We start from the raw sequence: 12,673 nt of genomic DNA, 5'->3' as shown, positions 1-12,673 counted from the left end.
TCAGATGACATGTCTAGAAATAGACAACACCTATTGGAGCAATTCTTTTTTATTGACCAAAAAACCGCCATCATAGCGCTGCCCAATAGGGCAAGTTGCGTTACAATAGACACATATCAAACCGTGTATAAGCACGCAAAAAACGAATACGCAGTGAGCACTTGCGTATTTAGAGACTTAGAATAGACAAAGAAGATACTGGACAAGATCATGGCTGTGTTACCCGTACTAGAATACCCTGATCCGCGTTTGCGCAAAGTCGCAGAGCCGATTACAGAATTTACAGATGCATTGCAAAAACAAATCGATGACATGTTTGACACCATGTACGAAGAAAAAGGTTTAGGCCTTGCGGCAACGCAAGTAGACTATCACTACCGCTTAGTCGTAATGGACTTCTCAGAAGATCATACGGATCCTTTGGTGTTTATTAACCCAGAGTTTGAGATAGTCGACGATGAACCAAATGAGTGCCAAGAAGGGTGCTTGTCGGTTCCAGGCTACTACGAGCATATTTACCGTGCGGCAAAAGTGAAAGTAAAAGCGTTAGACCGACATGGCAAACCTTTTGAAATGGAAGTCGATAAGTTACTTGCAGTATGCGTTCAACATGAAGTCGATCACTTAGACGGCAAGCTGATGGTGGATTACCTATCACCACTTAAGCGTAATCGCATTAAGACCAAGCTGCAAAAAGCGGCCAAAAAACGCGACTAATTGCTATCTATCGCTTCATCTTTCAAGATTTATTTAAAAGCGGTTAGACGGAAACACTTAACTCCGATTTTACCGTTCTCAAAATCAGGCCTTGGCCTGATTTTTTTGTTAAGGAACCCAAAACATCATGACTCAAAACACTAAAAAATTGTCGCCACTTCGCATCGTCTTTGCTGGCACGCCCGATTTTGCGGCTGCCAGCCTACAAGCACTGTTAGACAACCAAGATGCAAACCATTACCACATCATTGGTGTCTACACACAGCCGGACCGTCCGGCTGGACGCGGTCAAAAACTCCTTGCTAGCCCAGTGAAACAATTAGCTTTGTCCCACCATCTTCCCGTCTTTCAGCCACTCAATTTTAAAGCAGACAAAGACAAAGCAGAATTAGCGGCTTTAAATGCCGACATCATGATCGTTGCGGCCTATGGCATCATTCTTCCTAAGGCAGTGCTAGACATTCCTAAAATGGGTTGCATAAATGTACATGGTTCTATTTTGCCTCGTTGGCGTGGTGCTGCCCCAATACATCGTGCCGTCATCGCTGGGGATGATGAGACGGGGATAACCATCATGCAAATGGATGAAGGCTTGGATACGGGAGACATGTTATTAAAGGCCTACTGCGATATCAAAATTACCGATACTTCCGGTAGCCTTCATGACAAACTAGCCAAACTCGGCGGCAGTGCCCTGATTGATGCTTTGGAAAAAATCAAAGTAGGGGAACTGATACCAGAGAAACAAGAGGATTCGTTAAGTTGCTATGCAGCTAAATTGACCAAGCAAGAAGCGGAAATCAACTGGGATGAACCAGCAACATTAATCGAACGTAAAATACGGGGGTTATCCCCTTGGCCTGTCGCCTATACTCAAAGTAGCCAAGGCGTCATGAAGATCCACCAAGCGGAGCTTGCCGATGTGAGTGCTGATACCTCATCCCCAGGGGATATTTTGGTGGTCAGTAAGCAGGGGGTGATTGTAGCAACAGGCAATGGCACCATTCGCCTTACCGAGATTCAGTTTCCAGGAGGCAAGCGTATGAAAGTCCAAGACGCATTAAATGGTAAACACAAAGAAGCCATTCAAATAGGCCAATGTTTAGGTCTCAGTTCAGTAGAGTAAATAACATGACATTTCCTGATAAGAAGATCGTAGACAACACTACCAATGGGGCACCGTCCATCCAACACAGTGCTCGTCTAGTCGCCATACAGGTGATCACCGGTGTACTAAGCCAACAGGGGGCCTTAAGTACGCAATTAGCTCGTCACCAACAGGATGTCTCTAGCGAGCATATTCCACTGCTTAAAGAGCTGTGCTTTGGTGTTTGCCGTCAGTATCCTCTTCTAAATAGCATCGCCTTACACTTGCTTAGTCATCCCTTTGAGGAAAAAGACACGGACTTGTATGCCACCTTATTACTTGGCTTGTATCAATTAGGCTACATGAATACCCCAGACCATGCAGCGGTGCATGAAACCGTTGAAGCCTGTCGTTCGCTAAAAAAAGACTGGGCGACCAAGTTAATGAATGCTGTTTTGCGTCGTTATCAACGTGAGGCGGATGAGATTATAGGTCAATTAGAGGCTATGCCTTCCGTCGAATATAATCATCCAAAATGGTTAGTCAAACGCTTTGTTAAACATTGGCCTGAACACTTTGAACAAATCATCGAGGCAAGTAACAGCCATCCACCCATGTGTATTCGAGTTAACACAAGTGTCGTTTCACGTGAAACATATCTTGAAAACTTAATCGAAAAGGGAATAGATGCGACCATTGGTCAAGCATCGCCATCAGCTCTGTATCTAAGGTCAGCCATAAAAGTGACAGAGTTACCTGATTTCGAAAAAGGCTTTTCCAGTGTTCAAGATGAATCTGCACAACTCGCAGCCCACATTCTAGCCCCTCGAAGCGGAGAGAAAGTGCTCGATGCATGCGCTGCACCAGGAGGGAAAACAGGACACTTGCTTGAGTTTGCCGCTAGCCATCAAGCTAGCCATCAAAATGCAAATGCCATCCTCGATCTCACCGCCGTCGAGTTAGAACCTTGGCGGTTAGAAAAAATCGAAGCGAATTTAGAGCGCATTGGTCTTATGGCAAACCTGCAATGTGCGGACGCCAGCGAACTATCAACTTGGTGGGACGGCCAAGCATTTGACAAAATTCTACTCGATGCACCTTGCTCCGCGACAGGGGTGATTCGTCGTAATCCCGATATTAAAATTAACCGTAAACCCGCCGATATTGATGAATTATCGGCTATTCAAAAACACATAATCGATCAAGTATGGCAAACCCTGAAGCCTAGTGGTTATCTTTTGTATGCAACTTGTTCCTTAATGCCAGAAGAAAACGAACAACAAATCGCCGGATTTTTAGCGACCCATGATGACGCCATTGAAGTACCACTGAACACATTGAATCCCGATTTACAAACGGAGTGGGGGGTTCCTGCCCAGCATGGTCGCCAGCTTTTCCCTACCCTAAAAGGTCACGATGGTTTCTACTATTGTTTACTGAAAAAGCAATGATTGTTTGCTGACGTTGTAAAGGGGTAAAGGGCGTTTTGTATTTTTGCAAAAGCGTCTTTTGGACAAACTAAAAGGCTGATATACACTTAGAAATTTGGGTGTTAAGAAACGAAAAGTCCTAAGTCTAAAATAGAGACGTTCCATGTGAAACATCTCTATCTTAGTACTGACACTCGATCAAAACCAGCGCACTCGCTCTAGGCTAAGGATCATGAAATTTTTTGTGTTTTTCTAGGTTATAGCGCTAATTATTATTTTGATGTAAAGAGCATTAAGCCTAACATATAGGCAGCATGAGTTTAGGGACTATTCTATATCCCTAATACCATGGATCATTAAGTTAAATAATATAAATAAGACATGCTTTAAGGCAGACTATGAAAATCATCATTATCGGAGCAGGCCAGGTTGGTGCAACGCTCGCAGAAAATCTCGCGAATGAAGACAACGATATTACGGTTATTGATACGGACTTAGTGCGCCTTAGAGAATTACAAGATCGACTCGATATCCAGACAGTCGAAGGCAGTGGCTCACATCCAGATGTACTAGAACAGGCAGGGTGCAATGACGCCGACATGCTTATTGCCGTCAGTAACCAAGACGAGACCAATATGGTGGCTTGCCAAGTAGCCCACACTTTGTTTAAAACCCCCACAAAAATTGGTCGAGTGCGCTCCAGTGCTTATGCAAAGTACCCCGAGCTATTCAGTGATCAGGCACTGCCAATCGATGTCAGAATCAGTCCAGAAAAGGAAGTCACCAAACATTTAAGCCGTTTGATCCGTTACCCAGGCGCACTACAAGTGATGGAATTTGCCAATGGTAAAGTTCAGCTAGTGGTCGTCAAAGCCGAAAAAGGCGGCCCATTAATCGATCAACCCATCAGCTATTTACGAGAGCACATGCCGTCTATTCAAACGCGCATTGCGGCGATTTATCGCGATGGCGCATCGATCAAGCCGGATGGTAATACACGTATTCATGCCAACGACGAAGTGTTCTTTCTAACGGCGCAGCGAGATGTATTGGATGTCATGAGTGAATTACGTCCCCTTGATACACCATACCGCCGAATCATTATTGCCGGTGGCGGAAACATTGGTGAGCGTTTGGCCCACAGCCTTGAAAAAGAATATCGCGTAAAAATCATTGAACGTGATCCAGAACGTTGTCGCTATCTGTCTGAAACGCTTGATAAGACCATTGTGCTAAATGGCGATGCCTCTAAAAAAGAACTTTTACAGGAAGAGAACATTGAGTCTACGGACGTATTCTGTGCCCTGACTAACAATGATGAAGCGAACATTATGTCGTCCATGTTGGCTAAGGTATTGGGGGTACGTACCGTTATGACCATCATCAATAACCCAGCTTATGTGGATATTGTCCAAGAGGGCATGATAGATATCGCCATTTCGCCCCAACAAACAACAATCAGTTCCTTATTGACTTACATTCGTCGAGGCGATGTGGTCAACGTACACTCTATGAGAAAAGGAGCAGCCGAGGCGTTAGAAGCGGTGGCTCACGGGGATTATCGCTCTTCCAAAGTGGTAGGCCGAAGTATTGCCAAAGTGAACTTACCGGAAGGTGCGACCATTGCCGCAATTGTACGTGAGGACGATGTGATTTTGGCAACAGGGGATGTGATCATCCAAGCAGAAGACCATGTCATTATCTTTGTCTCGAACAAAAAACAAATCCCTGCGGTTGAGCAGTTATTCCAAGTCGGACTGTCTTTCTTTTAATGGAATCATGGCGAGTAATGGAATCATGGCGAGTCTTCTCTAAAAAACTCACCCAAAATAGGACCTTAAAGCAAGACCTTCAAGACAGTCAGGTGCCAGGAAGCTAGTATGCATTTTCGAGTGATTTTACGCGTCATTGGGTTATTGGTCATGGTGTTCAGCCTATCGATCTTGCCGCCCATTATTGTCTCCCTGATTTATCACGATGGCGAGCTAGACTCTTTTTTGTATGCCATGGCCATCAATCTGCTATGCGGCTTTGTGCTGTGGTTTCCGGTACGAAAAAATCGTGGTGAGTTGAAAATCCGTGATGGCTTTTTGATTACAGTATTATTCTGGACGGTTTTAGGCTTGTTCGGTTCTGTACCTTTCTTTCTTGCCTCACAACCCGATCTAAGCTTTACCGACGCTCTGTTTGAGTCGGTTTCTGGCCTCACCACCACAGGGGCCACTATCCTAACGGGCATAGACAATTTGCCTAAATCCATCCTATTGTATCGCCAATTGCTGACCTGGTTAGGAGGCATGGGGATTATTGTCTTGGCGGTTGCCATCATGCCGATGTTAGGAATAGGAGGTATGCAACTGTATCGAGCCGAAACACCTGGACCAGTCAAAGACTCGAAATTGACCCCTCGTATTGCCGAAACCGCCAAGGCACTTTGGTACATCTATGCCACATTAACCATCCTCTGCGCCCTTGGGTATTGGTTGGCTGGCATGAGTGTATTCGATGCCATTTGTCATAGCTTCTCCACAGTGGCAATTGGTGGTTTTTCGACACACGACGATAGCATTGGCTATTTTAATAGCATTAGCATCGAGATGATTGCCACCTTTTTTATGATTGTCTCCGCTTTTAACTTTGCATTACATTTTCATGCGTGGCGCCATAAAAGCGTTTGGCACTATCTCGCGGATCCCGAAGCGCGCTTCTTCTTGTTTATTTTGACCTGTACCATCACTTTATCGGTGATCGTATTAGGGATGACCTCAACCTACGACTGGGGCACCTCATTACGCTACGCCGTCTTTGAGTCGGTTTCCATTGCTACCACCTCTGGCTTTAGCACAGCAAATTTCGCCACTTGGCCACACTTTTTACCTTTCCTATTAATCGTCACTTCCTTTGCGGGCGGTTGTGCCAGTTCGACAGGGGGAGGTATGAAGGTCATCCGTATTCTCTTAATCCTTAAGCAGGGCCTACGAGAGATTCAGCGTTTAATCCACCCCAACGCTATCATTCCTGTGAAAGTCGGCGGTAAAGCCATTCCAGAACGAGTCGTCTCCGCAGTATGGGGATTCTTTTCTGCCTATCTATTGGTGTATGTCATACTGATGATCGGTTTAATGGCAACAGGGGTTGATCAAGTAACCGCATGGTCTGCTGTGGCGGCAACCCTCAATAACTTAGGACCCGGTTTAGGCAGTGTCTCCAGCACCTTTGCTGGGATCAATGATTCAGCAAAATGGATGCTATGCTTTGCCATGTTGCTTGGACGCTTAGAAGTCTTCACTTTACTGGTATTATTCACGCCAATGTTTTGGCAAAAGTAACGGTTACACAGATAAGCGTGACAAGAGAAAAAATAGAAAAAGAATAGGAAAGCAAATGACACCAGCCATCAATCAATTAAAGAAGCTTAAAATCGACTTCTCTATACACGAATATGAACATGATCCAAGTTGCACAAACTTTGGAGAGGAAGCCGCCGAGAAACTCAACATCGCTGCCAGCAGTGTATTTAAAACCTTATTGGTGAGCGATGACAAACAATTTTTTGTTGCGATTGTTCCCGTCACTGGTACCTTAAACCTAAAACGTGCAGCGGCGGCCTTCAAAGTGAAAAAGCTTCGTATGGCGGATCCCAAAGAAGCAGAACGACTCACGGGGTACCTGGTGGGTGGTATTAGTCCGATAGGGCAAAAGAAAAGCCTAACCACCTGCATTGACGACAGCGCCCAAGCACTAGAAAAAATATACATAAGTGGCGGTAAACGCGGTTTAGACATAGGCTTAACGCCCGATGATTTAAGCTTGGCATGCCGCAAAGCCAGCTTCGCAAACATTCGCGATAGCAAATAACCTACTCTTAATAAGAGCTTATTCATTTTACTCAACAGCGAAAGGACATAACATGGCGCAAGTTAAGCCGATCATTCTACTAGACCGAGATGGTGTCATTAACCAGGACTCCGATGCGTATGTGAAGTCTGTGGATGAGTGGATTCCACTGCCTGGCAGTATCAAGTCCATTGCCGCTTTATCCAAAGCCGGATTTCAGGTCTTTGTGGTCACCAACCAATCAGGCATTGCACGTGGCTATTATGACGAAGCAACATTGCAGGCCATGCACGACAAAATGATTCAATTAGTGGAAGCAGAGGGCGGCACGATCGCTGGTATCGAATATTGTCCGCATGGTCCTGATGACAACTGTAATTGCCGCAAACCAAAGAGCGGCATGATTGAAGCCATTGAAACCAAACTGGGGCTATCCTTCGAAACCACCCCAGCCATCATGGTCGGCGACTCGCTACGCGACTTGGAAGCGGGCAAAGCGCGCGGCTGTTCCCCTGTACTGGTACTTACAGGGAATGGACGTGAAACCCAATACAAAGACATCGATTTTTATTTCGACGTTTATACAGACCTATCGGCATTCGCTATCGCAACCTTGCATAAATACCAGTAAATAAAGAGAAGTAGGGTAAGTGAGTATTTACTCTACTTCTATTGAATCGACCTTACGTAGTCATCTTGTCAAAACGACGCCAACTTATCCCTATTAACAGCACCAGCACAATCAACACCACAGGAAACGCAGAGACACTAAACTCACCAATAATCGGTCCTGTCAAAGAAGGAGCGACTAATGCACCTAAGCCGCAGCAAACAAACACCAGCCCCGCTCTCTTACCGTTTAACGACATAATACTACTGGCATAAGCAAACAACATTGGGAAGATCGCCGAACATCCCAAACCAAGTAGCAACGCAATCACCACAAGAGAAATATTGGTAGCCGTATACATCAACACACTGCCAATGAAACTAATAAAGATCAGCCCATACAGACAATGACGCAATGGCATCCACCGTAACAAAGGCACAGAGAGCAAACGACCAGCAGACAAACCAACATAAAACCAAGAGACCAATACAGCTGCTTGGTTTTGGTCTTTCCCCATAAGAACACCATAAGTACTAATCCAACCACCAATGGTGATTTCAAAACCAACGTAAAGGAAAATGATCATAAGAAACGCAATAAACGTTGTTTTCTGCTTGGTAGCAGGCACCACCTCACTCTCACGAGCCTGAAAACGGGGACTAGGTTGACACCACAATAAAAACGGAAAAATCAGCGCATATAATGCTAGTAACCAATAACCCATGCCATAATCTTGGCCTAACCACTCGCTAAAGACCAAAACCAACGGAACGATCATACAACCCAAGCTATAGCATAAATGAAGAACCGTTACATAGGATCCGACTTTTTCCTTATGTAACCATAACATCATCATGTTGCCACCCGCATTGACCGATACTTCGGTCGCCCCCAGCAAAAAGAACAAAGCAACCAGCATGGTTAAACTCACAGCAAAAGGCACCAACACCAAGCCAATAATCACCAAGATCAACATCAATATAAGATAATGATGACCTTGCCAGCGATCAAACATGCGACTTGCGATCAATGCACCTACAATGTTGCCAATAGCGCGTGCACCAAACACCACCGATATCTCTGCTACCGAGGCATGAATCAGATGAGCCAAATAAATCAAACTTGGTCCAAGTATTCCACTTACTGCACCCGAAGCCACAAACATCGAACAGTAAGTGGCGGTCCGCGCTAATTCCTTCATAGCAGCATCCATCTTCTTTTTATGATAGGGGGAAACAACCTTAAGGCAGGTATCTGCATGAATCATCTGAATAGATAATCACCCCTTGGATTTAATCATGCCCATAAGCCAGTGAATAGCCCAACAATGGCAGGTTATAGGACTTTCTTTCTCACTGTACTTGAGATTTCCCTTCTAAAATAAGCAGGATATTATCTTCTAGCCAATTCACTAAGGCCGCGACACGCTCACTGACCTCAAAACCCAAAGTGGTCAAACTGTATTCCACATGGGGTGGAACAACAGGGTAAGATGTCCGCAGAACAAAGCCATCTTGCTCTAATGTCTGCAATGTCTGGGCGAGCATTTTTTCACTCACTCCGTTAATCGCACGGCGCAATTCACTAAAACGATGAACTTGACCATCTTTTAATGCTACCAATACCAATACCCCCCAACGGCTGGTCACATGGTTGAGTACTGCACGAGAAGGGCACTTATCGGAAAACACATCCCCCCGTTCAAACGAATGGGCAATATCTGATTTTTTCTCTACTACTTTGTTTTTCTCTATGGAATGAGAGATCGAATTATTTTTCATACTTACCTTTTTGTATGTACTTACCAAAAGTTTGTTAGTGATATATTCTATCCTTAACAGATTCAAACGAAAAGGAGAAAAACTCATGATGCTAATTACAGGTGCTTCAGGCCAATTAGGCCGCTTGGTGATTGATAACTTGTTAAAAACCACCCCAGCAAATCAAATCATTGCAGCGGTTCGACACCCAGAGAAAAACGCGGATTTAGCAGAGAAGGGCATTCAGGTTCGTCAGGCCGATTACAACGACCTTGATTCACTTGTCGCCGCCATGGAAGGGGTAGATAAAGTACTGTTGATCTCTTCTAGCGAAGTCGGACAACGCACACCTCAACACGGCAATGTCATCAATGCCGCCAAACAAACAGGGGTATCACTCATTGCTTACACCAGTATTTTGAATGCCGACACATCTACGCTTATTTTGGCAGAAGAACATGTTGCAACCGAAAAACTGTTAGTGGACTCTGGCGTACCTTATGTATTGCTTCGCAATGGTTGGTATTCAGAAAACTACACCATGGGTGTCGCGACAGCCTTAGAATACGGTGTGGTTGGCTGTGCTGGAGATGGAAAACTGTCTACCGCAGCACGTGCAGACTACGCGGCCGCAGCGGCAGCCGTATTGGTTAAAGAAGGCCAAGCAGGCAAAGTATATGAATTGGCTGGTGATAACGCCTTTACGCTCAGCGAGTACGCCGCAGCCATTAGCAAGGTATCAGGTAAAACCGTCAGTTACCAAAATGTCCCAGAAGCCGAATACGCTAAAATTCTGGTTGGTGCTGGTTTACCAGAAGGCTTCGCTGCCATTCTAGCGAACTCAGAAACAGGTGCTTCTCAAGGCGGATTATTTAGCGACAGCAAAGATCTATCTACTCTCATCGGCCGCCCGACAACCCCCATCGAAGACAGTATCAAAGCCGCACTTTAAGCGCTTCCTACCACTAACAACAAAAAGAGCCACGTCTTAACACAAAGTGGCTCTTTGACTCTCTTATTGTTCCTATTTTCTTAAAATAAATAAAACTGTTACCTAATTACTCATTGTAAACACAACAAACTAAAGTAAAAACAGCGATACCAATATAGCTGACCGAGTAAAGGACAAACCAGCAGGCACAAGGAGCTGAGAACGATCCCTATCAGGGCTTTGTTATTCACTAAACTATAAAGTAACTTAGGCAGACTAAACTTAGTGGTAATTTTTTCAACCTTCACCCGCTCAATCGAGAGCCGATAACAGGTGAGGTACGCGACAATCATCAATTCACCGCAGACCATAGAAGAGATAGTGAGATTCAGACTGGACAGAATCAACAGCTCCCATCGAAGACAGTATCGCAACAACTTTATAAACCCACTGCTATAACTAATAGCTAACAATACACGCTATTTAAAAAATTTCTTGGAAGACACCTTTCATATTCCCTTCTTCTTAATATTTTTCTCAATATAAATCAATTGATTAGCCATCTGAAATTGGATTTTTCCTACATTTTCTAATACCTACCCAAAGGGGGGATACAAAAATAAAGCTTGCCAAATATTATATTTGTGTATTATTGGATAAATGTATCCAATTTATAAAATGATAGGAAAATCGTGAGCATGCTATTTACAACTCAAGCTGCAACAGCAGAAGAAGAAGCTTATCGCTACATTCAAAATAAGTTGCGGATGGGACATTACCCGCCCAACTCCAGATTGATCGCGGATGATATCGCCACTCAAATAGGTGTCAGCCGGATGCCAGTAAGAGAAGCTTTAAGACGCTTAGCGGGAGATGGTTTGGTCATTTTGCGATCCAATCGCAGCTGTATTGTGGCCGGACTGACACTTGATGAACTCTACGAAAACTTTGAAATCCGTTCGGTACTGGAAGGATTAGCCATTCGATTGGCAATGCCGCGCATAGATCAAGATGTGATTACCGAATTAGAATTTTTGCTCGACAGAATGGAGTTTGCCGGATCAAAAAGCGGCACTGATTGGGTCGTTCAACATCAAGAGTTTCACAATTACATAGTGCGTCTATCAGGCCGACCAAAACTTATCCGGCAAATTGCGGCACAGCACATCATTATCGAACCCTATATGCGCATTTGGTTTGATTCAATCGAAAAACCCATCAGTTCACGACAAGAACATCAAGAGCTAATCAACGCCTTCAAATCTGGCGATGTTAATTTGGCTGAAAACGTTATTAAAGAACACATACTCGAAACAGCCCCTTTGCTGGCCGAGTATGCAACCCCCAATCCTCGCCCTTCGGCGTAGATTGATTCTCGATACTGACGAATAACTCCGCAGTATTAATCTCCTAAAAGACTGTAAAAAACAGCTAGGAACAAAAGGAACTCAAGTTATGAAAAAAACGTTTAACCTGATCGCGACACTACTCGCTTTAAGTGTTTATCAAGGTGCTCATGCAGCATCAAACTCCATTACTATTGCTACCGAGGGCGCTTACCCTCCTTGGAACTTCACCACATCAGACGGTCAATTGGCAGGCTTCGAAGTAGATTTAGCCAAGGTGCTGTGTAAAAAAATGGCGATGGATTGCACGATTATTGCCCAGGACTGGAGTGGTATGATTCCAGCACTTAAGGCGGGTAAATTCGATGTCATCATGGCAGGCATGTTCATCACCGACAAACGACTGGAAGTGATGAGCTTTAGCCAGCCCTATGCAATTGATCCTTCAAGCTTTGCCGTTGAAAAAGACAGTGAGTTAGCGAAATCAACCGATTCAGAGAAAGTTTCTTTAAACGACACAGAAAAAGCCCAAGCGGCAATAGAAAAATTACGTCCTTTGCTCAAAGGAAAAACTGTCGGTGTACAAGCCTCCACTACGCTATATGAATTTCTAAAAAAATACTTCGGCGATGATATTAAAATCCGTACCTACAAAACTACTGAACAGCGAGATCTTGATCTAGAAGCAGGTCGTGTGGACGCCATTTATGGACAACGCACCGTACTAGCGGCAACGTTAAAAAATGATGGTTTCCAGGACTTTATGATTGCAGGTCCCGGTTTTTATGGCGGTATATTTGGCCGAGGTGTCGGAGCAGGAGTTCGTAAAGATGACGACAAACTTCGAGAGAAACTAAACAGCGCCATTCAATCTGCAATTGCTGACGGAACAATTAAACAACTTTCTGAAAAATGGATGGGAGTAGACATTACACCTGGCAGCTAAATCACGCAC

At 44.5% G+C, this 12,673-nt stretch carries 12 protein-coding genes; 10 read left to right on the top strand and 2 right to left on the bottom strand.

What is annotated here, in order from left to right; genetic code table 11:
- The first annotated feature begins 210 nt into the window (after nucleotides 1-210).
- The 7 genes from def (at nucleotide 211) to gmhB (ending at nucleotide 7,702) form a co-directional block, all read left to right on the top strand.
- Nucleotides 211-717, top strand: a complete 507-nt coding sequence (gene def, locus JHD45_RS11140) for a peptide deformylase (RefSeq protein WP_199476594.1) — start codon at nucleotides 211-213, stop codon at nucleotides 715-717.
- 127 nt (nucleotides 718-844) lie between these two features.
- The gene (fmt, locus tag JHD45_RS11135; RefSeq protein WP_199476593.1) at nucleotides 845-1,843 is read left to right on the top strand and encodes a methionyl-tRNA formyltransferase; all 999 of its coding nucleotides are present in this window, start codon (nucleotides 845-847) and stop codon (nucleotides 1,841-1,843) included.
- Nucleotides 1,844-1,848: 5 nt separating this feature from the next.
- The gene (gene rsmB / locus JHD45_RS11130; RefSeq protein ID WP_199476592.1) at nucleotides 1,849-3,255 is read left to right on the top strand and encodes a 16S rRNA (cytosine(967)-C(5))-methyltransferase RsmB; all 1,407 of its coding nucleotides are present in this window, start codon (nucleotides 1,849-1,851) and stop codon (nucleotides 3,253-3,255) included.
- 377 nt (nucleotides 3,256-3,632) lie between these two features.
- Nucleotides 3,633-5,006 (top strand): Trk system potassium transporter TrkA, encoded by a 1,374-nt coding sequence (trkA, locus tag JHD45_RS11125; protein ID WP_199476591.1) that lies wholly within the window; start codon nucleotides 3,633-3,635, stop codon nucleotides 5,004-5,006.
- Nucleotides 5,007-5,114: 108 nt separating this feature from the next.
- Entirely contained in the window at nucleotides 5,115-6,563 is a 1,449-nt protein-coding gene (locus tag JHD45_RS11120) for a TrkH family potassium uptake protein (protein WP_199476590.1), read from the top strand.
- A 55-nt stretch (nucleotides 6,564-6,618) separates the two neighbouring features.
- Nucleotides 6,619-7,092, top strand: a complete 474-nt coding sequence (gene ybaK, locus JHD45_RS11115; protein WP_199476589.1) for a Cys-tRNA(Pro) deacylase — start codon at nucleotides 6,619-6,621, stop codon at nucleotides 7,090-7,092.
- A 52-nt stretch (nucleotides 7,093-7,144) separates the two neighbouring features.
- Nucleotides 7,145-7,702 (top strand): D-glycero-beta-D-manno-heptose 1,7-bisphosphate 7-phosphatase, encoded by a 558-nt coding sequence (gene gmhB / locus JHD45_RS11110; RefSeq protein WP_199476588.1) that lies wholly within the window; start codon nucleotides 7,145-7,147, stop codon nucleotides 7,700-7,702.
- Between the two features lie 52 nt (nucleotides 7,703-7,754).
- Here the strand turns inward: gmhB and JHD45_RS11105 are convergent, their stop codons facing one another.
- Nucleotides 7,755-8,882, bottom strand: coding sequence for an MFS transporter (locus tag JHD45_RS11105; protein ID WP_199476587.1), 1,128 nt, complete (start codon nucleotides 8,880-8,882; stop codon nucleotides 7,755-7,757).
- Nucleotides 8,883-9,033: 151 nt separating this feature from the next.
- Nucleotides 9,034-9,462, bottom strand: a complete 429-nt coding sequence (locus JHD45_RS11100; protein WP_199476586.1) for a winged helix-turn-helix transcriptional regulator — start codon at nucleotides 9,460-9,462, stop codon at nucleotides 9,034-9,036.
- Nucleotides 9,463-9,547: 85 nt separating this feature from the next.
- Here JHD45_RS11100 and JHD45_RS11095 point away from each other — a divergent pair, with 85 nt between their 5' ends.
- From JHD45_RS11095 to JHD45_RS11085, 3 genes are all read left to right on the top strand, one after another.
- Nucleotides 9,548-10,393 carry an SDR family oxidoreductase gene (locus tag JHD45_RS11095; protein ID WP_199476585.1) on the top strand — a complete coding sequence of 282 codons (846 nt, stop codon included), beginning with the start codon at nucleotides 9,548-9,550 and terminating at the stop codon, nucleotides 10,391-10,393.
- A 677-nt stretch (nucleotides 10,394-11,070) separates the two neighbouring features.
- A complete protein-coding gene (locus JHD45_RS11090) occupies nucleotides 11,071-11,739 on the top strand; it encodes a GntR family transcriptional regulator (RefSeq protein WP_199476584.1) in 669 nt (222 codons plus the stop codon).
- Between the two features lie 88 nt (nucleotides 11,740-11,827).
- Complete coding sequence (locus JHD45_RS11085) at nucleotides 11,828-12,664, top strand: transporter substrate-binding domain-containing protein (RefSeq protein WP_199476583.1); 837 nt, start codon at nucleotides 11,828-11,830, stop codon at nucleotides 12,662-12,664.
- Nucleotides 12,665-12,673 lie beyond the last annotated feature (9 nt).

Origin of the sequence: Marinomonas spartinae (assembly GCF_016461715.1) — a bacterium.
GTDB classification, from domain to species: domain Bacteria; phylum Pseudomonadota; class Gammaproteobacteria; order Pseudomonadales; family Marinomonadaceae; genus Marinomonas; species Marinomonas spartinae_A.
The sequence above is the reverse complement of the archived record's forward strand: the minus strand, read 5'-3'. Positions and strand labels throughout refer to the sequence as shown.